17 protein-coding genes are annotated in these 22,429 nt (G+C 34.1%); 8 read left to right on the forward strand and 9 right to left on the reverse strand.

Features of this window, described 5'->3' with window-relative positions:
* The first annotated feature begins 13 nt into the window (after window positions 1-13).
* The gene (locus ACJJV4_RS12360; protein WP_405294853.1) at window positions 14-1,384 is read left to right on the forward strand and encodes a hypothetical protein; all 1,371 of its coding nucleotides are present in this window, start codon (window positions 14-16) and stop codon (window positions 1,382-1,384) included.
* Between the two features lie 139 nt (window positions 1,385-1,523).
* Here the strand turns inward: ACJJV4_RS12360 and ACJJV4_RS12365 are convergent, their stop codons facing one another.
* A complete protein-coding gene (locus ACJJV4_RS12365) occupies window positions 1,524-2,525 on the reverse strand; it encodes an NAD(P)H-dependent glycerol-3-phosphate dehydrogenase (RefSeq protein WP_405294855.1) in 1,002 nt (333 codons plus the stop codon).
* Between the two features lie 176 nt (window positions 2,526-2,701).
* Between ACJJV4_RS12365 and ACJJV4_RS12370 the strand changes: the two genes are divergently transcribed.
* The 3 genes from ACJJV4_RS12370 (at window position 2,702) to ACJJV4_RS12380 (ending at window position 6,652) form a co-directional block, all read left to right on the forward strand.
* The gene (locus ACJJV4_RS12370) at window positions 2,702-3,646 is read left to right on the forward strand and encodes a nicotinic acid mononucleotide adenyltransferase (RefSeq protein ID WP_405294857.1); all 945 of its coding nucleotides are present in this window, start codon (window positions 2,702-2,704) and stop codon (window positions 3,644-3,646) included.
* A 201-nt stretch (window positions 3,647-3,847) separates the two neighbouring features.
* Window positions 3,848-4,345: a peptidoglycan-binding protein LysM gene (lysM, locus tag ACJJV4_RS12375; RefSeq protein ID WP_405294859.1), complete on the forward strand. Its 498-nt coding sequence runs from the start codon at window positions 3,848-3,850 to the stop codon at window positions 4,343-4,345.
* Window positions 4,346-4,525: 180 nt separating this feature from the next.
* A complete protein-coding gene (locus ACJJV4_RS12380) occupies window positions 4,526-6,652 on the forward strand; it encodes a Tex family protein (RefSeq protein WP_405294861.1) in 2,127 nt (708 codons plus the stop codon).
* Window positions 6,653-6,684: 32 nt separating this feature from the next.
* Here the strand turns inward: ACJJV4_RS12380 and ACJJV4_RS12385 are convergent, their stop codons facing one another.
* The 7 genes from ACJJV4_RS12385 to nhaA all read right to left on the reverse strand — a co-directional run bounded on the left by ACJJV4_RS12385 (window position 6,685) and on the right by nhaA (window position 15,396).
* Window positions 6,685-7,080 (reverse strand): hypothetical protein, encoded by a 396-nt coding sequence (locus tag ACJJV4_RS12385; protein ID WP_405294863.1) that lies wholly within the window; start codon window positions 7,078-7,080, stop codon window positions 6,685-6,687.
* Window positions 7,081-7,097: 17 nt separating this feature from the next.
* Window positions 7,098-7,691, reverse strand: coding sequence for a TetR/AcrR family transcriptional regulator (locus ACJJV4_RS12390; RefSeq protein ID WP_405294865.1), 594 nt, complete (start codon window positions 7,689-7,691; stop codon window positions 7,098-7,100).
* Window positions 7,692-7,697: 6 nt separating this feature from the next.
* Entirely contained in the window at window positions 7,698-9,113 is a 1,416-nt protein-coding gene (locus tag ACJJV4_RS12395) for an efflux transporter outer membrane subunit (RefSeq protein ID WP_405294867.1), read from the reverse strand.
* Between the two features lie 4 nt (window positions 9,114-9,117).
* A complete protein-coding gene (locus tag ACJJV4_RS12400) occupies window positions 9,118-12,255 on the reverse strand; it encodes an efflux RND transporter permease subunit (RefSeq protein WP_405294869.1) in 3,138 nt (1,045 codons plus the stop codon).
* A gap of 22 nt (window positions 12,256-12,277) precedes the next feature.
* Window positions 12,278-13,411, reverse strand: a complete 1,134-nt coding sequence (locus tag ACJJV4_RS12405; protein WP_405294871.1) for an efflux RND transporter periplasmic adaptor subunit — start codon at window positions 13,409-13,411, stop codon at window positions 12,278-12,280.
* A gap of 11 nt (window positions 13,412-13,422) precedes the next feature.
* Window positions 13,423-13,926, reverse strand: coding sequence for a GbsR/MarR family transcriptional regulator (locus ACJJV4_RS12410; RefSeq protein WP_405294873.1), 504 nt, complete (start codon window positions 13,924-13,926; stop codon window positions 13,423-13,425).
* 162 nt (window positions 13,927-14,088) lie between these two features.
* Entirely contained in the window at window positions 14,089-15,396 is a 1,308-nt protein-coding gene (nhaA, locus tag ACJJV4_RS12415; RefSeq protein WP_405294875.1) for a Na+/H+ antiporter NhaA, read from the reverse strand.
* Window positions 15,397-15,704: 308 nt separating this feature from the next.
* Here nhaA and ACJJV4_RS12420 point away from each other — a divergent pair, with 308 nt between their 5' ends.
* A complete protein-coding gene (locus tag ACJJV4_RS12420) occupies window positions 15,705-18,062 on the forward strand; it encodes a prolyl oligopeptidase family serine peptidase (protein WP_405294877.1) in 2,358 nt (785 codons plus the stop codon).
* Between the two features lie 302 nt (window positions 18,063-18,364).
* On the forward strand, window positions 18,365-19,582 hold the full coding sequence (gene dinB, locus ACJJV4_RS12425) for a DNA polymerase IV (protein ID WP_405294878.1): 1,218 nt from the start codon (window positions 18,365-18,367) through the stop codon (window positions 19,580-19,582).
* Between the two features lie 67 nt (window positions 19,583-19,649).
* Here the strand turns inward: dinB and ACJJV4_RS12430 are convergent, their stop codons facing one another.
* Entirely contained in the window at window positions 19,650-20,765 is a 1,116-nt protein-coding gene (locus ACJJV4_RS12430; RefSeq protein ID WP_405294880.1) for a formylglycine-generating enzyme family protein, read from the reverse strand.
* A 155-nt stretch (window positions 20,766-20,920) separates the two neighbouring features.
* Here ACJJV4_RS12430 and ACJJV4_RS12435 point away from each other — a divergent pair, with 155 nt between their 5' ends.
* Together ACJJV4_RS12435 and gmk are read left to right on the forward strand one after the other, a co-directional pair.
* Window positions 20,921-21,778 carry a YicC/YloC family endoribonuclease gene (locus tag ACJJV4_RS12435; protein ID WP_405294882.1) on the forward strand — a complete coding sequence of 286 codons (858 nt, stop codon included), beginning with the start codon at window positions 20,921-20,923 and terminating at the stop codon, window positions 21,776-21,778.
* Window positions 21,779-21,829: 51 nt separating this feature from the next.
* Window positions 21,830-22,417 (forward strand): guanylate kinase, encoded by a 588-nt coding sequence (gene gmk / locus ACJJV4_RS12440; RefSeq protein ID WP_405294884.1) that lies wholly within the window; start codon window positions 21,830-21,832, stop codon window positions 22,415-22,417.
* Window positions 22,418-22,429 lie beyond the last annotated feature (12 nt).

Here is a 22,429-nt window from a genome sequence, read left to right on the forward strand (position 1 = left end):
CAAAATCCCCTTTATGTTTAACAGAAGGCATCTCAATGATAACGAGGTGAAATTTATTGCGAAACAAGTTTCTAGTTCTAAAAATTTGATACTGAGTGCTTTTGTTGTGCTTGCTATTGTGGTTGCAGGGCTTGCTGTAGTGTTTTATGCTGAGTTCGATGAATTCAATTTCGGAATCAATTTAATGTTTGGCATTTTAATTATTCTGTTATATTTTCTTAGCTGGTACATTAAAGAGTATGGTAAGCATGAAGTAAAGCCTGAAGTTTATAGAATGCGTGGCGCTTATAACCGTATTTATATTCAACATGGTAAAAGTGGGAGATATCAAGATGCTTTTAATGAGCACTTTGTTAAAATACCTTGGCATTGGCGTAAATATTTAAAATCTCTTAAAGAACCCGTAGATTTTGAATATATCTTAAGAGATGATGGGGTTGGCATAAGTGAAGGGGCTTTTATGTATGTGGTTTCGGTTAATGATGAGCTTTCGCTAGATTATGAAATAGAACATGGGATTAGCAAAGCCAAGCCCATTTCGTTTATAAATATTGTTAGTCTTCTTTTAGTTTTACCTGTTGTTTTAATTTTATGTGTTGGAAATGGTTTAAGTGATGCCTTAAGAATTAATGAGTTGTTTAAAACTGAAGATAATGCTGTGGTTATTAATTCTGTAGATAGTTTAAGTGCTTTAAATACTGCAGATTATGTGGAACTTAAAGATGTTTGGGTATATCAATTTAAACGTCCTTTTGATTATTCTGGTACTTATGCTGTGATTTCTAAAGCTGAAAGAGATCGAATTTATTACCATCCAAATGCTAATGCTAGTTATCGCTATTATTTTTCGCCTAGAATGATAGAAAAGCCAAATAGGGAAGCTTTTGAAAAAAACTTAAAAGCGAGCCCTTTGTATGATAAAGGGATTTTTAAAAATATGAATGACGAGCTTTGGGAAAAAGGTGTAGATAAGGCTTTTGATAGAGCTTTAAACGAATATCAAAATCGTTTTACAAAGGCACAGCGTTTGGAAGCTATTCTAGAAGAATTAAAACCAAAAGAGGTTCTTTTAAAATTGAGTGACAATTGTATTTATGTTCCTGAAGAGAAAGTGTATACCATTAAAAAAGGTTTAGAAACACCAATTACAGTTCGTGGATTTTACAATCCTCAAAGCGAACGGATTATCAGTTCTGAGGAGCAAGAAGACCGTAAGGAGAAACTTAAACGAGATGTTACCCCATTACTCTTTAGTTTTATAGTTTTATTTATGGCTTTGCTTACCATTGTTAAAATCACGCGGAATACTTTATTGAAAAAGAAACTTGTAGAAGCGCAGCTCAATATTAATAGAGGAGATCCCAGATTAAAAAAAAGAAACTAGCCCAGCACTAATTTAGCATGTGGTTTTGCGTTAGGGATAGAACGGCTTGTTTGAGCTCTTTTTGTGTGGTTGCACCTATGCAACACAAAAAAGCGAGTAGTGATAGCCCGACCCTTTTCGGGTAACGCTCAAATGCTGTTTAGTCTAACTTATCGGTTAATTTTTTAAATACTTTTTTAGGGTTTTTATTTTCGTATAATATCTCGTAAACCGCATTTATAATAGGTAATTGCGTTTTTTTTGCATTTTTGGAGTTTAGTAAATGTGCCGATTTTGTGGCGTAATATCCTTCGGCTACCATGCTCATTTCCATCTGTGCCGATTTTACAGTGTAACCCTTACCAATCATGTTACCAAACATGCGGTTTCTAGAAAACACGGAGTAACCGGTTACCAATAAGTCGCCTAAATAAGCGGAGTTATTAATGTTACGTTTCATTTTATGCATTTTTTTAATAAAACGTTTCATTTCACGAATAGAATTACTCATAAGTACACTCTGGAAATTATCACCATAACCCAATCCGTGAGCAATACCGGCTGCTATGGCGTAAATGTTTTTAAGCATTACAGCATATTCTACCCCAATAATATCGTCGGTAATCTTTGTTTTTATATAATCTGAAGATAAATTATCGGCAATTTGTTTGGCTTTAACTTGATCGGAACACGAAATAGTTAAGTAAGAAAGGCGCTCTAAAGCAACTTCTTCTGCGTGACATGGGCCCGCTATTACGGCTATATTATCGTAAGGTACATTGTAGGTGTCGTGAAAATGTTGTCCGACTAATAGTCCTGTTTCTGGCATAATACCTTTTACGGCCGATACTATGGTTTTGTTTTCTATATTAATTTTGAGTTTTTCTAGCTCACTGTGTATAAATGCAGAAGGGATTACAAAAATAAGCACATCGGCATATTCTGCAATTTCGTTTATATCGTTACTTAGTTTTAATTGGTCTAGATGAAATTCTACAGAGCTTAAATAATTTGGATTGTGTTGCTCGCGTATTAGGTGTTCTTTTGTGTAAACACTGCGCATATACCAGCCTATTTCGTCAAGATTTTCGCTAAGCATTTTTACAATGGCTGTAGCCCAACTTCCTGCGCCGAAAACCGCATATTTTAAAGGTTTATCCATGAGGTCTAATCAATTTAGTACATCAAAAATACGGAAAATTTTAGTCATAGATAGAAGGATATGGCATAATGAAATTATTTTTTGGCACGCGTTTTGAAACCTACTCTATAGAAACATTAAAAATGCTTGTTTTTTGGTAGGATAACCAACAAGCCTTTTTATTAAAATACTATAATATGAAAACTATAAAATTACTTTCGAGCTTTGCTCTAATCGCGACACTTTTTACGTCTTGCTATACCGAGGTTATAGTAGACGATTATATTGACGAGCCAACCATATCGGTAAATCAAATACTGAATTCTTATGAGTTATGGTATGTAGATATTAACGCTACTAAAGGTTTTGGCGAAACAGCTTTTTTACAAAAAGCATTTACAATATCGTTTAAAAATGGCGTAATGTACGCTAATAACAATATTGTTGGTTTAGGCGATACCGGAAACGGATATGGTATAGATGTGGCTACTTATAATGCTTACGATTTAATTTTAGATGTAAATCATGATGTTGATGGTTTTGAAACTTTTGATGTGTATAGAGTAGATAATAATACCATTGAATTGTATAACCCAAATAACGATACCTCTTACTTTTTAGATGGCTACCAACGTAATACTTTTGATTATGATTTTGTATTTTATGATAATATCCATTATTTTTTACAAGAGTATGATGCTTGGGAAAAAGTTTATACTAGTAATTATGGAGCGTTAAATGATTTTGATAATGAAAACTACTTACAGTTTTTAGCTGGAGGAAACGACTCGGAGTTTAAAAGCTCACAGGATAATAATGGTAAAAATATAAATAATTTACAATGGGATTATACAGGACTTTATGCCGTAGGAGATTTTACTAATGATATGTATTTAAAAAGCTTAACCTTAGATTACGATTATTTTGATAACGAACAGTTTGAGTTAAGTGTTATTAACGATGGTAAAATAGAGTTGTACCACGCTGCATCTGGAACTAAATACGAGTTTGAAGGTAGAGGTTATATACAATATTTAAGATCTGAAAATTCTAAACTTAAAACGATAGAAACAACCACTGATAAAATGCGTAAGTTTAAAAAAGAACGTGTTGATAACCCAAGAGAAAGTAATAGAATATAAAATAATTAAATACTCTATTTAATTAAAAAGCCGCTTAAAACCAGTGTTTTAAGTGGCTTTTTAGTGTTAAATTGCTTTTCATCTATATTTTAATAATAAAAATGTGACCTAACGCAAGATTTAGTGTCTTAATTATAGAAGGTATTTAATAATTGATTAAATTGCTTTTAAACCTAAATTAACGCTAAAAAAGAACCAAACATGGGATTATTTTCATTTATTAAAAATGCCGGAGCCAAAGTATTTGGAATAGGAAAAACAGATGCTGAAGAAGCTGCAGAAGCAGCTAAAGAATCGGCAGCAACGGAGCTTAAATTAGAAGAAGCAGCCGCAAAAAACTTAGAAGAAACAGTTGCGAACTTACAATTGGAAGTTGAAAATTTAAATATATTTATTGATGATGATGCCGCTACCATTACAGGTGCAGCTTACGATCAGGCTACTAAAGAAAAAGTAATTTTAGTAGTAGGAAACTCGAATGGTATTGCTACCGTAGACGACCAAATGACGGTTGAAAACGTAGAGCCAGCAGCGCAATTCCATACTGTAGTTAGTGGTGACACATTAGGAAAAATATCAAAAAATTATTACGGAAACGCTATGAAGTACCCAGTTATTTTTGAAGCCAATGAGCCTATGCTTAAGGATCCAGATAAAATATATCCGGGACAAGTGTTACGTATACCTGCCTTAGACTAAAAATTACCTACAAAATTTATGTTATAAGTAAAGAGACCAACCTAATAAAGGTTGGTTTTTTTGTTTTATACTTTTCTCGATTTTCAAGAGTTCGCTTTTTAGTTTAGAAGAAAAGCGCCGGCCTTGTCACTCCATTTTAAAAGAACTTTATTACATTCGCCTTTATATTTTTTTAAGCTTATGAATTTACTTGTTTCCTATATTATTTCGAATACCAATTTACCCGAACAATCTGTTAAAAATACGGTAGAATTGTTAAATGAAGATTGTACTATTCCTTTTATTTCGAGATACAGAAAAGAACGTACCGGAAATTTAGATGAGGTACAAATAGGTGATATTGTAAAATTTAAGGAACAATTTGAAGCTTTAGAAAAACGAAAAAAAGCGATTTTAAAAGCTTTAGAAGAACAAGAGGTTTTAACCAACGAGTTAAAACAAAAAATAGAAAACACTCAAGATTTAACAACGCTTGAAGATATATATTTACCTTTTAAAAAGAGTAGAAAAACTAAGGCAGAAAAAGCAAGACTTAATGGTTTGGAGCCTTTGGCGAAAATAATAATGAGTCAGAATGCTACCGATCTGGAATCTATAGCCTTCAAATATGTAAAAGGTGAAGTAGCTTCTGTTGAAGATGCTTTGGAAGGTGCGCGACATGTTATTGCCGAATGGATAAATGAACGTGCTGACATTAGAAACAACATTCGTCGCCAGCTAGAACGTTTCGCTATGATTTCCACGAAAGTGGTAAAAACAAAAGCTAAAGATGAGGATGCTCAAAAATTTCGCGATTATTTTGATTGGGAAGAAAACCTGAGTAGAATACCTTCACATAGATTATTGGCCATTTTACGTGCCGAAAAAGAAGGTTTTATTCGTGTAAAAATTGAAATAGATAACGATCGCGCCATCGATAATATAGAACGCCGCGTTATAAAAAGTAATAACGCTTGCGCGGAAAACATACAGCTTGCCATTAAAGATGCTTACAAGCGTTTATTATTACCGTCTTTAAGCAACGAAGCTATGCAAGTAGCAAAAGACAAAGCGGACGAGGCTGCTATTACCGTTTTTGCAAAAAACTTAAAGCAGCTTTTATTGGGTTCGCCACTAGGTGAAAAACGTGTTTTGGCTATAGATCCTGGTTTTAGATCGGGATGTAAATTGGTGTGTTTAGATGCACAAGGCCAGTTAAAATATAATGAAACCATTTATCCGCACCCTCCTAAAAGTGATAGCATTGGGGCTATTAAAAAAATAAGTTCGCTTTGCGATGCTTATAAAATTGAAGCTATCGCTATTGGTAACGGTACGGCATCGAGAGAAACCGAGGCGTTAGTGCGTAAAGTACATTTTAAAAATGATGTGCAGGTTTTTGTGGTAAGTGAAGCAGGGGCAAGTATCTATTCGGCTTCCAAAATAGCACGTGAGGAGTTTCCGGATTTCGATGTTACAGTACGTGGTTCTGTATCTATTGGGCGCCGTCTGCAAGATCCGTTGGCAGAGTTGGTTAAAATCGATGCTAAATCTATTGGTGTTGGGCAATATCAGCACGATGTAGACCAGAGTAAACTCCAAAAAGAGCTGGATGTTGTTGTGGAAAACTGTGTAAATGCTGTAGGTGTAAATATTAATTCGGCTAGTAAAAGTTTATTGAGTTATGTGTCGGGAATTGGACCAAAATTAGCCGAAAATATTTTTAATTACCGAAATGAAAATGGTGTTTTTAAATCTAGAGCAACTATTAAAAAAGTGCCACGCTTAGGCGGAAAAGCCTTTGAACAAGGCGCTGCCTTTTTAAGAATTAAAGATGCTGAAAACCCATTGGATGATTCTGCTGTGCATCCTGAAAGTTATGCAGTTGTTGCTAAAATGGCAAAAGATTTAAAAACATCGGTAGCCGAATTAATTGGCAATAAAGCACTTCTTCAAACTATAAATTTAAAAACGTATTGTACCGAAACGGTGGGTTTACTAACTCTTGAAGATATTGTAAAAGAACTCGAAAAACCAGGTTTAGATATTCGTGAGCAGGCGAAGGTGTTCACCTTCAATCAGAATATAAAAACGATTAACGATTTACGCGAAGGCCAATTACTTCCTGGTATTGTAAATAACATTACCAATTTTGGGTGTTTTGTAGATGTTGGTATCAAGGAAAGTGGCTTAATTCATGTTTCTAACCTTTCAGATAGTTTTGTGAAAGATGTTAATGCACACGTAAGTTTACACCAACAAATTATTGTAAAGGTTTTAGAAGTGGATGTTCCGCGAAAGCGTATACAGCTTAAGTTGCATAAATAAAGCTAATATATTTCTATAAAAAAAAGAGTGAATTATTTTACTAAAACTCCTTTTACTTGCATAAGCGGTAGGGGTTGAAGTGCTTTTAGATTAATGGTGTTTTCTCGAAATAAATATGTTTTGTCGAACATTTTATTGCCTTCGAAAAAAGAGACTTTAAAGGTGTTATTAATAGCAAATAAATCTTCGTGCATTAATTCTATTTTGGCATAACTTTTTTTAGGAAGTTTGTCTAGTTTTTTTCTAAAAACCGATGTTGTTTTTTTCTCAGAATAACCACCAGTAACAATCAATACCATTTCTAAATCGACATCTTTATCGTTTATAATGTATGCATTCCAGTCCTGAGTTTTATAAATATCGTTGTATTCGTTAACAATAGCTACGTAAACGTCTTCAACTTTTGGTATTTTAATATCTTCTTTCATTTTGCAAAAATACAAATCTATTCAAAATAAGGATTAGAATATGTGCTGGAAATAATGCCTTTTAAATTATAAATAACCATATGTTTAAATAACGTGTCTTTTCCGTATAAATCGAAGAGGTTGTTTTTTTTGAAGGCTACGTTATCAATACGCAAAAAGTAAATTTTTACTGCTAATCTTAAATTTACTTCTGGTTTAATCTGTCTGTTATCTTGTGCTTTTTTAAGTAAGTTAAAAACAGTGTCAAAGGCTAATTCCTCACTGAAATCCTGAAATATTTTGTAGGCTTTAGGGTAGTATTTCTCTAAACCAAAAATAAAAGAGGGCTTAAAGTATTTTAAATACTCAAACCCTCTTTCGTAAATTAAAACAACACAAAAAACAGGGTCGTTGCCGTTGCAAGCAATAATCCCATTTATTTCTTCTTTATACTCATTTAGTAATCCCTCTAAACTCGAGGTTACTAAGTCTTCTTTGTTTTTAAAGAAGGTATAAATTGTTTTTTTAGAAATACCTAAAGTTTGTGCTATTTCATCGAGTGAAACATGTTTGCTGCCTTGTTTTGTAAACTTAGCAATGGCACAACTTAGTAATTCTTTTTTAGTAATCATTTTATTTTATTTCCATCCACCACCAAGTGCTTCATATAGATCTACAATAGAAACTAATTGTTGTAGCTTGCTATCTATCACATTGAGTTCCGCGTTTAACGCACTTTGTCGGGCTGTTAACAAATCTAAGTAATTGGCATAACCGTTTTTAAGCAATTCTTCCGAGTTTGCTTCGGCAGTGCGTAATGCCTCAACTTCATTAGTTCTAAATTGAAATTTTTCGGTTTCAGCTTTATAAGTATATAGAGCATTGGAAACTTCGTTTCCAGCAATCAATAGTGTTTTCTTAAAGTTTAATAGAGCACTTTCTTGATTTGCAAGAGCTACTTCTTTTTGAGTGTTAAGTTTTCTTTGATTAAATAACGGCTGTGTTAATCCGCCAACTACGGTTGCAAACAATGAGCTCGTATTAAATAAGTTATCTAGCTCTAAACTTTGCAAACCTCCCGATGCTGTTAAGGTTAACGATGGGTAAAAGTTACTATTTGCCACATTGGTTAGCTCGAAAGCATTAATTAAACCATACTCTGCCGCCATAACATCTGGACGATTATTTAGCAAGGTTGCTGGTACACCAAGGGCAATATCTTGCTGTGTGTTTTGGACATCTAAACTACTACGTTCAAAATGCTGAGCTGTTCTGCCTAATAAAATACTTAATGTGTTTTCAGCCTTAAAAATAGCAATCTCTAAATCTACTTGTAAGGCCCTAGCGCTGTTGTACTGCGCTATATTTTGGTCTACAGCAACTTGAGTTACTTGCCCTGCATCTTTAAGTGCTTTTATAGTTTCTACACCACTTTTTCTAGTTTCAATAGTTTCTTTAGTTACTTCTAATTGTGCATCTAAAGCTAACAGGTTATAATACGTGTTTGCAATACTCGAAATTAATTGTGTTTTTACTGCTTGATGACCAGAAACACTTTGTAAATATGCAGCTTGAGTAGCACGTTTATTACTTCTAATTTTTCCCCAAATATCGGCTTCCCAAGATAAATTGGCAGTCACATCATAAGTATCTAATCCGCCGCTGAATATTGATCCGAACTGACTGTTTTCTGAAAACTCTTGGCGGGTATAATTGGGTCCAACGCTTAATGTTGGAAAATAGCCTGCTTTTCCTTGTTTGGCATAAGCATTGGCTGCTGCCATTTGCTGAATTGCAATACGGACATCCATATTGTTTTCAAGACCTTCAGTTATATATTCATTTAAAAATGAATCTGTAAAAAGGTTTTTCCAAGATACATCGGCCATAGAAATGCTATCGGTAGGCAAATTATCGGTTCGATATAGCGCTGCGTTAGCAATTAATTCTGGTCGATCGTATTCTTTTGCTACAAAACAACTTTGCAGGGTTACTAAAACCACCCCTAAGAGCATGGTTTTAGTAACAGTTTTATGGTTTATAATAGATTTCATAATTTTATTCTTCAATAGTTTGTACTTCTGGTTTACTAGAAAACTTTTCTTGTAACCACTGGAATAATATAAATAAGATAGGAATAACGAAGACTCCTAAAATGGTTCCTATAAGTAATCCTCCAACGGCACCTGTTCCTATAGATTTATTTCCTTCAGACCCTACACCTTTTGCTAATACTAAAGGCATTAAACCAAGTATAAAGGCAAATGAGGTCATTAAAATTGGGCGTAAACGTGATTTTGCTCCATCGATAGCAGCTTCTACAATGCTTTCGCCTTTTCGTCGTTTCTGCAATGCAATTTCCACAATAAGTATGGCATTTTTGGCGAGTAGACCAATAAGCATAATTAAAGAAATTTGGAAGTAAATGTTGTTTTCCAAACCTAAGAACTTCGTACTAATATAAGCTCCAAATACACCAAACGGTAAAGATAAAATTACAGCGAATGGTAATAAGTAGCTTTCATACTGCGCACTTAATAAGAAATACACAAATAGAATACTCAAGGCGAAGATGAATAAAGTTTGGTTACCCGCACTTACTTCTTCTCTAGTTAAGCCAGAATAAGCTACCGTATAATTATTTGGTAATTTTGCTACTTCTTCTTCAATAACTCTAATAGCATCACCAGTACTAAAACCATCGTTTGTTGCACCAGTTATAGATGTTGAATTAAATAAGTTAAAACGCGTAACAGATTGTGGTCCATACACACGCTCTAATTTTACGAATTGTGTAATTGGCGTCATTTCACCAGAATCTGTACGTACATACATACTGTTTAAATCATCTACATCTGCCCTGTCGTCTGGTAAAGCTTGGATATATACTCTAAATTGTTTTCCGAATCGAGAGAAATCTGAAGCGTAAATACCACCAATATAACCTTGTAATGTTGAAAAGATACTATTTACGGGTACGCCTTTTTCTTTTGCTAACGGTACATTAACTTCCATTTCGTATTGTGGATAGTTTGTACTAAAAGATGATTGTGCGTATTTAATTTCTGGATGCGCCATTAAAGCCATGGCGAAATCTTTATTCGCTTTATCTAAGTCTTTAAATTCACCACCAAATTTATCTAATAAATTGACCTCGAAACCGGCTGAGTTACCAAAACCACGAATACTTGGAGGTGAGAAGAAAATAATGTTTGCATCTTTTATGCCTGCAGCAACTCCAAATAACTTACCTGTAATGGCCTGTACGGAAGTAGAAACATCTTCACGATCGGCCCAATCGGCTAATTTTATAATACCAAAACCATAATTACTACCAGTACCATTAATTAAACTTCTACCTTTAATAAAGTTTACAGCAACAATACCATCAATACCATTTATTTTACTGTATAAATCTCTAGAAACGGCATCTGTTCTATCTAAAGATGATCCCTCTGGTAATGCTATATTCGCGAAAATAATACCTCTATCTTCATTAGGTACAAATCCTGTAGGTGTTGTATTAGATGCCCAGTAAATACCGGCAACAGCTAAAATTAATAATAAAGGAGATATCCATTTTCTCTTGTATAAAAACTGAAGTGAATTCCCGTATTTTTGTATGGTAGCATTAAATCCACGATTAAAAAGTGTATAAAAACGTTTTAACGGCCCTTTACTTTTTAGTTCTTCATCATCTTTATGCCCTTTTAATAATAACGCACATAATGCTGGACTTAACGTTAATGCATTTACTGCAGAAATTAAAATAGCAATAATTAAAGTGACACCAAATTGCTCGTAAAATACACCTGTAGGCCCTGTTACAAAAGTTACCGGAATAAATACCGCTGCCATTACTAAGGTAATAGATATAATAGCTCCAGAAATTTCGTTCATCGCTACTAATGTCGCTTTTTTAGGGTCTTTTTCACCCTCATCCAACTTAGCATGTACGGCTTCTACAACTACAATAGCATCATCTACCACAATACCAATGGCGAGTACTAATGCGAATAGCGTTAACAAGTTAATTGAGTATCCAAAGACATTCAAGAAAAAGAATGTACCAATAATAGAAACCGGAACGGCAATGGCAGGAATTAATGTAGATCTAAAATCTTGTAAGAAGATAAACACTACTAAGAATACTAATAAGAAGGCTTCTAATAACGTACTAATTACTTTTTCGATAGATGCATTTAGAAATAAACTCGTATCATAAGGTACAAAAACATCTAAGCCTTCTGGAAGGTCTTTTTTAACCGATTCTAGAGTTATTTTAATATTTTCAATAATTTCTCGTGCATTCGATCCTTTGGTTTGGAAAATACCCATAAAAACTGCAGGATTTCCCATGCTCATAGCATTAGCAGCATACGATTGTGCATCTAATTCTATTGTTGCTACATCATTTAGACGAAGAAACTCTCCATCTCCTAAAGCTTTAATAACAATATCTGCATATTGTTGTTCATTTTTAAAACGACCGCTATAAGTTAATGTATATGAAAAGGCTTCACCGTTATTTTGTCCTAAAGAACCAGCAGCTGCTTCTAAGTTTTGTTCGGCTAAAGCCGCTGTAATATCTGAAGGAATTAAACCGTAGGTTGCCAGTTTTTCAGGTTTCAACCAAATACGCATAGCATAATCTTGTTGAGAGAATAAACTAACATCTCCAACACCACTAATACGCTGCATGGCGGGTACTACGTTTATTTTTAAATAATTTTGAATAAATGTTGCATCATAATTCTCATTTTCAGAATACATAGAAATAAACATTAAAGCACTTGTTTCTTGCTTTTGAGTTATTACCCCTGTTTGCAATACCTCTTGAGGTAATAAAGCATTTGCTCTCGATACACGGTTTTGAACGTTAACCGCTGCAATATCTGCATCGACTTCCTGATTAAAATAAACTGTAATTTCTGCTGTACCAGTGTTAGATGCTGTAGAAGTGATATAACTCATTCCTTCAACACCATTAATTTGTTCTTCTATCGGGATAATTACACTCTCTAAAACCGTTTCTGCATTTGCTCCAGCATAAGATGCCGTTACTTTAATGGTTGGTGGTGCAATATCTGGATACTCCTCTATGGGTAGACTCGATATACTAATAACACCAAGTACTACTATGATAATAGAAATTACCGTTGAAAGAACGGGTCTTTCAATAAATGTTTTTAACATAACTAAATAAGTTTATGGTTTTCTAATTTTTAAATAATACAGCTACTGGCTCAATAGCCTCCTCGAAAGGTGTGTCTTGAGGAGTAATAGGCATTCCTGCTCTAAGTTTTCCCACTCCAGACACAATAAGCTTATCGCCTATGTTAAGTCCAGATTCTACAACATATAAGTTGCCCACGTTACCTTGTACTTTTATAATATTAGATTTTACTTTATTATCTTGATCAACGGTAAAAACCATAACGTCTTTTTGTTGTTCAAACGTTGCAGATTGTGGTACTATAATAGCATTTTTATATTCTATAGGAAGTCTAATTTTACCACTGTTTCCATTGGTTAAAATTTCGTTTGGATTATCGAAAGCCGCTCTAATTTTTATGGTTCCTGTACTTTCGTTAATTTGACCAGTACTGGTTTGAATACGTCCAGTTTCAGAATAAACTTTTCCATTAGCCAAAACTAAACTAACATCTGGAGAGTTTTTAATACGCTCGGCTTTGTTTTGTCCTTCAAACCTTTGTAAGTGGTCTATGTATTGTGCTTCATTAAAACTAAAAAAGGCATAAACTTGGCTAATATCACTAACCGTTGTTAATGGGCTGCTGTCGCTAGGGCTAATTAATGCACCTTCTCTAAAGTTAATGGCACCAACATAACCGTCTACAGGGCTTTTAATAGTGGCATAACCAATATTAGCCGAAACTCCACTTAAAGTGGCTTTGGCTTGTGCTAAATTAGCTTTTGCAGTTTCTAGTTGTACCGCACTAATTATATTTTTCTCTACAAGAGGAATTAATTTATCAACTTCAACTTGTGCCACATTAACACGTGCTTTTGCTGCACCCGCATCTTGACTTAAAGATTGCGTTTCTAATCTAAATAAAGCTTGCCCTTTGCGTACTTTTTGACCTTCATCTACTAATACGTTTTGTATATATCCAGAAACCTTAGCTCTAACATCACTATTTACAATACCTTCAATGTTTGTTGGGTATTCTTGGTAGCCAGTAACTGTTTTTTGCTGTATCGCAGTTACAGGAAAAGCGGGAGGGGGAGCTTGTTGCGTTGCGGCGGCTTGTTCGGTTTTATTGCCGCAGCTAAAAACGACTAAAATAAGACTTAGCGTTAATATGGAGTATAAGTTATTCTTTTTCATTGTTGTTAACTTTAAATATGGAATTGGTTGTTTATTAATTTATCTCTTAATTCTTTAACTGAAGCTGTAGCTTCATCTACAAATTTGACGTAATCGTTGTGAAATGTTAAATCGAACTTCTCGTCGTTGTTTTCAATTTTCATCTCATTTTGAGTTTCTTTATAATCTTTAATTTCTAAATGAATAGCGCGCTCTTGGTCCCAGTGGCTTATCATTCTATCCACATGTTGAATAATGGTGTTTTTATTGATTATGAAATACTTTTTACGATCGCCCGTTTTTGTGAAATATTCAATTTTATTTAAATCTTGTAAATGATTAAGATGGGTTGAAATCGTGCTTTTACTAGCACAAAGAATGGATACCATATCTTCGAAAGTGGCACCTCTTTTTCCCGTAAGAATTATGTACGCCAATATACGTGCAGCAACTGGGGCTAATTGCTCTCTGGCTTCTAAATGCACTCCTAGTTTCTCAACTAAGCCCATTTTTTTTTGACAGATATTATTTTTCATTTTTAATTATTTTGTTTCTATTTTCTGAAAACGAATTATATATTTTCACAAAATTCTCTGCAAATATATTTTTTAGTTCGGAACAAACCGAACTAAACGAAGTTAATTTATTGTTAAATAAAAAAAGTGAATAGACTTTTTAAAATTTTAAAGAAGAATAGGCTAAGTTTTGGATGCTTTACTAGATCCTACACGAAGTATGAGATACCCAATAATTGCGGAAATAAAAGATGCAATAAGGATGCCTATTTTGGCAGAGTCAATAAATTCTGGTGTAGAATTAAAGGCTAAACTAGCTATAAATATAGCCATTGTAAAACCGATACCCGCTAAAAAAGAAACGCCTATAATTTGTTTAAAACTAATATCACTAGGGACTTCTATCCATTTTAATTTTTGAGCAATAAATACAATAGAGGTAATCCCTATGCCTTTCCCTAAAATTAAACACACAATAATGTTAATCACTAAAGCGGTATCTAGATTTTCTGAGCCTGAAATTAATACGCCTGCATTGGCGAAAGCAAAAATAGGAATGATAAAATAGGCTACCCAGCCGTGTAAATTATGCTCTAAATGCTGTAATGGCGATTGAAATTTAGAAGACCAATCGTTTAAATTATCTATATGCCCAATTTGCTCATGCGAGAGAATGGGTTTTTTTAACACACTAGCGGTTCTAATATTATTATATACATTTTCTAGTTCTACAAGAAATTTAGAGGTGTCAATCTTTTGTCTAATTGGTACAGAAAAAGCTAATAAAATACCAGCGATAGTTGGGTGAATACCAGATTTTAGGAATAAAAACCAAATAACAATTCCGAAGAAGAACATTATAAACTTAGAGTAAATACCTTTGTAAGACAAGAAGTATAAAACAGCAAGCATAGCTAATGCAATCAATAGTAATGTAATATTAATATTTGCACTATAAAAAATAGCGATAACCAAAACAGCACCTATATCATCTACAATAGCAAATGCTGTTAAAAATATTTTAAGACTTAAAGGTACACGTTTACCAAGCACGTTTAAAATGGCTAATGAAAATGCAATATCTGTTGCCATGGGAATACCCCAGCCTTTAGCTGTTTCAGGGTTTTGATTTAAAACTAAAAAGAAAATTACCGGTACCAACATCCCGCCTAAAGCCCCCACCAGTGGAAATGCTATTTTTTTTGGAGAATTGAGTTCACCAATTAATAGCTCTCGTTTTATTTCTAACCCAATAAGAAGAAAGAATATAGCCATTAATCCATCGTTAATCCATAAAATTAAAGGCTTCTTAAACTCAAAAGTTTCTGTTATAATTCCTAAATCATATTGCCAAAGTTCTCTATAACTATCTCCATAAGGAGAATTTGCCCAAACCAAAGCAAGAAGCGTAGCAAACATGAGTAGAATGCCACTAAAACTTTCAATTTTTACAAATTTTTGAAAAGGTGTAAGGAGAACTCTTTTAATCATATAAACAAGGGTTTTATAATAATGTTAACTCCAAATATAAGATTCCGAAATCATAAAAACCTCACGTTATTGTTGACTTTAAAGAATATTTAACATTAAAAACACACTGAAAAACAGCCCTTTAGCTAATGCCTTTTATTTAGTTTTTACGACGGTTTTTTCAGAAAAACAAACTATGATATGTAATTGTGAAGCAAATTGATTAAACAATATTAAAACTACTTTAAAAAGGTATTTCATTCTTCAATCTAAAACCGCTAAATTCGTAACATAACAATTGGTCTACTTCAAAATCTTAAAATTTCAATATGAAACAACTTATAGCACTTTTATGTCTTGCTTTTACAACATTTACTTTCGGGCAGGTTAATAACGATTCGGCTCTTAGTATCGACGAAATTATGCAAGGAGACGATTTTGTAGGTTATTTACCAACAAGTGTTAGTTGGGCAGATAATAGTAAAGCTATTTATTTTAATTGGAATCCGGATAACGATACTATTCCGTCTACTTATCAAGTGGATATTAAATCAAAAAAAATAAGTAAATCATCGCTTGAAGACCTTAAACAAAAATCAAATTTAGGTGAATATTCCAAAAACGGACAATGGATGGTTTACCAAAAAGATGGCGATTTATTTTTAATGAATACCAATAACTATTCTAAAAAACAAATCACAAATACTATTGATCGAGAGTCTAATCCTATGTTTTCTGGTGATGAAAAATCGATTGTTTATAAGCGAGATAATAATTTATTTCAATGGGATATTATCGATGGCAGCATCACGCAACTCACTAATTTTAAAGCGGGGAGTGAAAAGGAGGAGCCCAAGCTTAGCGCGAAAGACCAATGGCTAGAAGACGATCAATTACAATATTTTAATATCCTTGAAAAGCGTAAAAACGAAACTGACGCTAGAAATTATAGAAACGAACAATTGGTTTCTAATCATCCTAAACCTATATTTTTAGAAGATAAAAATTTGGTTGATTTTGATATTTCTTCAGATTTAAACTTTGTAATTTATAGCTTAAGTATTCCTCAAAAACATAAAAATACTAACGTGCCTAGTTATGTTACCGAAAGTGGCTATACCGAAAATTTAAATGCCAGGCCTAAAGTTGGTATTACCCCAAATAGCTACGAATCTTGGATTTTAAATATTAAAACCGGAGAGACCTATCAAATTAAAACCGATGAGCTAAGCGGTATTAAAGACAAACCAAAATATTTAAAAGAATATGCTGAAAATCCATCAGAATATAAAGATACTTTTGATGCTCCGAGAGGTGTAGAAATAGGTAGTCCAGTGTTTTCTGGAAATGAAAAAACTTTAGTAAATATCACGTCTCAAGATAATAAAGACCGCTGGATTATGCTGGTGAATCTAGAAGATGGAAGTTTAAAAGAGATTGATAAACAACATGACGATGCATGGATTGGTGGCCCTGGAGTCGGTTGGTTTTCTCGTGCCGAAATGGGCTGGATAGATGAAAACAATATTTGGTTTCAGTCCGAAAAAACAGGCCATTCGCACTTATATACAGCCAACATAAATTCTGGTAAAATAAAAGCGTTAACTCAAGGAGAATTCGAAATTCAGGAGGTTAGCTTATCAAAAGATCATAAAACCTTTTTTATAACAAGCAATAAAGTGAGTCCGCACGAACAGCACTTTTATCACTTACCTGCAAAAGGGGGCAAAATGTTGCAAATTACATCGCGCCAAGGTGGACATGAAGTAACCATTTCTCCAGATGAAACTAAGCTGGCTATTCGTTACTCTTACACTAATAAGCCTTGGGAATTATATGTGATGCCTAACAAAGCTGGAGCGAAAATGACGCAGTTAACCGAATCGACCACCGATGCTTTTAAATCTTATAAATGGATAGATTCCGAAATTATAAACTTCACTGCTCGCGATGGCGAAAAAGTTCCTGCAACACTTTACAAACCTTCCGAAGCTAAAAAAAATGGTGCGGCTGTAATATTTGTTCATGGTGCGGGGTATTTACAAAATGTACACCGCTGGTGGCCGGGCTATTTTAGAGAATATATGTTTCATAATATTTTGGTAGATAATGGTTACACGGTTTTAGCTATAGATTATAGAGCTAGTAAAGGTTATGGTCGCGATTGGCGAACCGCAATTTACCGCCATATGGGTGGGCAGGATTTAGACGACCAAGTAGATGGGGCTAAATACCTTATTGAAAATCAAGGTATCGATAAAGATAGACTCGGTATTTACGGCGGATCTTACGGTGGGTTTATTACCTTAATGGCTATGTTTAATGCGTCTGATACTTTTAAAAGTGGTGCAGCACTTCGCTCTGTCACAGATTGGGCACATTACAACCACGGCTATACAGCACCTATTTTAAATACGCCTTTTGAAGATCCTAAAGCTTATCAACAAAGTTCGCCTTTGTATTTTGCTGAAGGTTTAAAAGGGAACTTATTAATACTTCATGGTATGATTGATACCAATGTCCATTTTCAAGACGTGGTTCGCTTATCTCAGCGGTTAATTGAACTGAAAAAAGAAAATTGGGAATTAGCTGTTTTTCCATTGGAGAGTCATGGATTTGTTGAAGCTTCTAGCTGGTCCGATGAATACCGACGTATATTTAAACTCTTTCAGGAGACGCTTAATTAATGATTCGTTTTTATTCATTTATAAAATCAAATTATTTTAGATGAAGTTTGAAATATATAACGCATGCAATAATTATTTATTAACAATGAATTTTTGATTATTATGCTGTAATTAATCTTCTGATAGCTACAGTAATTATTGAAAAATTCAAATTATTAGCAGTTAATTAGGTAGTGTATTTTGCCTCTTTATTTGAATCGAGATCTCGTTTTGGAGTAAAATAATTGACGTTTGTATTTTATTTTATGGTAATTTTAATGCAGAATTATCACCATGGCTTTGCGTCCATAAATCACCCAAACATGAGTAAAAACCGATCTATTGTTCATATGGATTTAGATACATTTTTTGTGTCTTGCGAGCGCCTACTTGATAGTCGTTTAATAGGTAAGCCTGTACTTATTGGTGGTACATCAGACCGTGGTGTTGTGGCGTCTTGTAGTTATGAAGCTCGAAAATTTGGTATTCACTCTGCTATGCCTATGCGCTTAGCAAAATCACTATGTCCAGAAGCTGTTATTTTACGTGGTAATGCGGGAGTGTATAGCAATTTTTCTAGAGATGTTACCGATGTTATAAAAGACAGTGTGCCGCTTTACGAAAAAGCTTCGATAGACGAGTTTTATATCGATTTAACGGGGATGGATAAGTTTTTTGGTTGCCATAAATTGGCTTCGGAATTACGGCAACGCATTATCAAGGAAACAGGGCTGCCAATTTCTTTTGGTTTATCTATTAATAAAACGGTGTCTAAAATAGCCACAGGTGAAGCAAAGCCTAATAATGAAATAAAAATTTTATCGGGTACCGAAAAGCCATTTTTAGCACCATTATCGGTTCGTAAAATACCTATGGTTGGCGATGTTACTTATAAAGCACTTTGCGATTTAGGTGTAAAACGTATCCAAACGGTACAAGAAATGCCAATGGATTTAATGCATAAGGTACTTGGTAAAAATGGTTTAAGTATTTGGAAAAAAGCAAACGGAATAGATTTAAGCCCTGTAGTACAATATCAAGAACGAAAATCGATTTCTACCGAACGTACATTTAATAAAGATACCACCGATATTTCTAAGCTAAAAGGTATTATTATTGCTATGGCCGAGAATTTGGCTTATCAATTACGACGAGGTAATAAATTAACGGCTTGTGTTACGTTTAAAATACGGTATTCCGATTTTCAAACCTATACGCAGCAGCAGCGCATTCCATACAGCGCTATGGATGATAGTATTATTCCTGTAGTTTTGGATTTATATAAAAAACTTTACAACCGCCGTTTGTTGGTGCGCTTAATAGGTGTAAAGTTTAGTCATCTTGTTGAGGGAGGGCATCAAATAAATTTATTTGAAAATAATGAAAAGCAAATACATTTAACTGAGGCTATAGACAAAATGCGCGAGCGTTATGGTGATCGTGCTGTAATTAGTGCGGCAGGTATGGAGGCTAAAACAATTAATCGCTCAAACCCTTTTAATGGAGAGCCACCACCACTTTTACCTCGTAGGCGGCAATAATTTGTATAAAAAAACTCGCTTAACCTTTTAAAGTGTTAAGCGAGTTTTTTTATGTAGAAAAGGTGGTTTATTTTTTTGTTACCATATCTGGTGTGGCAACGGTTCTAAAACCAACATGCTCGGCAGATGAGTCTAAACTGGTGCCCATACGCGATGATATTCTATAGCTTGCGCAGTAAGAGTCACTACATAAAAAAGAGCCGCCTTTAATAATTTTCTCCTTGATATAAGGGTTGTTAGGGTTGTATGCTTTATCGGCGCCTTTTGGATTTACTAGTGTTGTGTTTGTAGCTGCAACTTCATTATAATAATTTAGGTTGTACCAATCGGTAGTCATTTCCCAAACATTACCAGCCATATCGTAAAGTCCAAAGTTATTTGCAGGATATGTTTTTACTGGAGCTGTGCGTTCAAAACCATCTTCTAAAGTATTGTTTACAGGGAATTCGCCTTCCCAGCTGTTGGCTTGGTTTGATAAAACCGAGCGATCATCCCCCCAAAAATAGGTTGTGTTTTCTTGGTTTGCTCTCGCAGCAAATTCCCATTCGGCTTCTGTAGGTAAACGTCTGCCTGCCCAAGCGCAATAAGCTTCAGCGTCTTCATAGCACACATGCACTACTGGGTGATTATCTTTACCTTCTATATTGCTGTCAGGTCCGCTTGGGTGTTTCCAATCTGTTCCAATAGACCATCTCCACCATTGAGAAAAATCGTATAAATTAGGAACTGAAGATTTTGTTTTTTTAAACATTAAAGACCCTGGTTGTAAAACAGAATCGTGTGGTTTTGGAGTGCCTTCAGGAAGTTGTTTTTTCATTTCGTTCCAATCAATTTCGCGCTCAGCCATAGTTACATAGCCTGTGGCTTCAATAAATTTAGCGAATTCGACATTGGTAACTTCGGTAATATCCATAAAAAAACCATCTACCTTTACTGGGTGTTGAGGTTTTTCATGATCCATAGCTACGTTGTCTTGAGGAACCGCACCTTGTAAAAATTCACCTCCGGGGATCCAAACCATGCCTTTTGGAGGATTGTTTGTTAGGCTATCGGCTATTGCTTTTTTAGCAATTATAGCTTCGGTTTTCTCAGAAACTTCAATAGCTTCGGTGTTTTTATTTTTACATCCAAAAACGGCAGTAATTATAAAAATTACTAAAATGGAATGCGTGTATTGTTTCATTTAGTTGGTTTTAAATTTTAGAGAAAAACAAAAATATCAATAATATATTCAATAGGCATCTAAGTTTTTAGTAAAGAATCTATTTTAACATTTGATAAACGGTTTTCTATCCATTTGGTTTTAATTACCTTTGCGCAACTTATATAATTTGGTGTATGATTTATTCAATGACGGGTTACGGAAAATCTGTATTACAATTACCTACAAAAAAAATAACAATCGAGCTAAAATCTTTAAACAGTAAAAGTTTAGATTTAAATGCAAGAATGCCTTCTATTTATAGAGAAAAAGAGCTTTCTATTCGAAAACTTCTAGCCGATAAATTGGTGCGTGGGAAAGTAGATTTTTCTATTTATGTAGAAGCAACCGCAGAAGATACATCTACACAAATAAACACCCCTGTTGTTAAGCAATATATGGAGCAATTAAAACAAGTTGTTCAGGGCGATGAGTTGGAGTTATTAAAAATGGCTGTTAAGTTTCCCGATGCGCTAAACACGGTTCGTGAAGAAATTGACGAAAACGAATGGGAAACAATTTCTTCTGAAATTAATACGGCTGTGGCCGATTTAAATAGCTACCGATTAAATGAAGGGAAAGTACTTGAACAAGATTTTATTAATCGTGTAAGTACTATTAGTAACATTTTGGAAGAGGTTATAGCAATGGATCCAGAACGAGTTGATGGTGTTCGCGAGCGATTACATAAAGGTGTTGCTGAGCTTAAAGAGAAGTATGATGAAAACCGTTTTGAGCAAGAATTGGTGTATTATATTGAAAAGTTTGATATCACTGAAGAAAAAGTACGTTTAAAAAACCATTTAAATTATTTTATAGAATCGATAAATACTGAAGAATCTAATGGTAAAAAGTTAGGGTTTATTAGTCAAGAAATGGGACGTGAAATAAATACTATTGGTTCAAAAAGTAATTATGCACCAATGCAACAATTAGTAGTGCAAATGAAAGACGAATTAGAGAAAATTAAGGAACAGTTATTGAATGTTCTTTAAAAACCCGAAAACTTAAATAGGGACAATTATCGGTCTAAGTAACATAGTATTATGGCAGCAACAAATAAAAAACAAGGTAAACTAATAGTGTTTTCGGCACCATCTGGCTCAGGCAAAACTACCATAGTTAGGCATTTATTGGGACTAGATGAATTGAATTTAGAATTCTCTATTTCTGCTACTTCTAGAGAAAGTAGAGGTACAGAAATCGATGGCACCGACTATTATTTTCTTTCGGCCAGCGAATTTAAATCTAAAATTAAAAATGATGAGTTTTTAGAGTGGGAAGAGGTTTATCGCGATAACTTTTATGGCACATTAAAAACAGAAGTAGAACGTATTTGGGCAAAAGGTAAAAATGTAATTTTTGATATTGATGTGTCGGGAGGATTGCGTATTAAACGAAAGTTTCCAGAAGAAACTCTGGCTATATTTGTAAAGCCACCAAGTATCGATGAGCTTAAAATTAGACTTAAAAAACGAAAAACAGAGAGTGCCGATAAAATTAATATGCGTGTAGCCAAAGCATCGGCCGAGTTAGCAACAGCCCCACTTTTTGATGTTATTGTTGTTAATGATACTTTAGAGCATGCCTTAAAAGAAGCCAAAACATTAGTAGGTAATTTTGTAAATTCTTAAAATAAGTTATTA

Origin of the sequence: Algibacter sp. Ld11 (assembly GCF_045066735.1) — a bacterium.
In the GTDB taxonomy this organism is placed as follows: domain Bacteria; phylum Bacteroidota; class Bacteroidia; order Flavobacteriales; family Flavobacteriaceae; genus Algibacter.

Excerpts from the sequence above, each read along its gene's own strand:
- ACJJV4_RS12360 (WP_405294853.1), top strand. The coding sequence starts at position 14 with ATGTTTAACAGAAGGCATCTCAATGATAACGAGGTGAAATTTATTGCG.
- ACJJV4_RS12365 (WP_405294855.1), bottom strand. The coding sequence starts at position 2,525 with ATGGATAAACCTTTAAAATATGCGGTTTTCGGCGCAGGAAGTTGGGCT.
- ACJJV4_RS12370 (WP_405294857.1), top strand. The coding sequence starts at position 2,702 with ATGAAAACTATAAAATTACTTTCGAGCTTTGCTCTAATCGCGACACTT.
- lysM (WP_405294859.1), top strand. The coding sequence starts at position 3,848 with ATGGGATTATTTTCATTTATTAAAAATGCCGGAGCCAAAGTATTTGGA.
- ACJJV4_RS12380 (WP_405294861.1), top strand. The coding sequence starts at position 4,526 with ATGAATTTACTTGTTTCCTATATTATTTCGAATACCAATTTACCCGAA.
- ACJJV4_RS12385 (WP_405294863.1), bottom strand. The coding sequence starts at position 7,080 with ATGAAAGAAGATATTAAAATACCAAAAGTTGAAGACGTTTACGTAGCT.
- ACJJV4_RS12390 (WP_405294865.1), bottom strand. The coding sequence starts at position 7,691 with ATGATTACTAAAAAAGAATTACTAAGTTGTGCCATTGCTAAGTTTACA.
- ACJJV4_RS12395 (WP_405294867.1), bottom strand. The coding sequence starts at position 9,113 with ATGAAATCTATTATAAACCATAAAACTGTTACTAAAACCATGCTCTTA.
- ACJJV4_RS12400 (WP_405294869.1), bottom strand. The coding sequence starts at position 12,255 with ATGTTAAAAACATTTATTGAAAGACCCGTTCTTTCAACGGTAATTTCT.
- ACJJV4_RS12405 (WP_405294871.1), bottom strand. The coding sequence starts at position 13,411 with ATGAAAAAGAATAACTTATACTCCATATTAACGCTAAGTCTTATTTTA.
- ACJJV4_RS12410 (WP_405294873.1), bottom strand. The coding sequence starts at position 13,926 with ATGAAAAATAATATCTGTCAAAAAAAAATGGGCTTAGTTGAGAAACTA.
- nhaA (WP_405294875.1), bottom strand. The coding sequence starts at position 15,396 with ATGATTAAAAGAGTTCTCCTTACACCTTTTCAAAAATTTGTAAAAATT.
- ACJJV4_RS12420 (WP_405294877.1), top strand. The coding sequence starts at position 15,705 with ATGAAACAACTTATAGCACTTTTATGTCTTGCTTTTACAACATTTACT.
- dinB (WP_405294878.1), top strand. The coding sequence starts at position 18,365 with ATGAGTAAAAACCGATCTATTGTTCATATGGATTTAGATACATTTTTT.
- ACJJV4_RS12430 (WP_405294880.1), bottom strand. The coding sequence starts at position 20,765 with ATGAAACAATACACGCATTCCATTTTAGTAATTTTTATAATTACTGCC.
- ACJJV4_RS12435 (WP_405294882.1), top strand. The coding sequence starts at position 20,921 with ATGATTTATTCAATGACGGGTTACGGAAAATCTGTATTACAATTACCT.
- gmk (WP_405294884.1), top strand. The coding sequence starts at position 21,830 with ATGGCAGCAACAAATAAAAAACAAGGTAAACTAATAGTGTTTTCGGCA.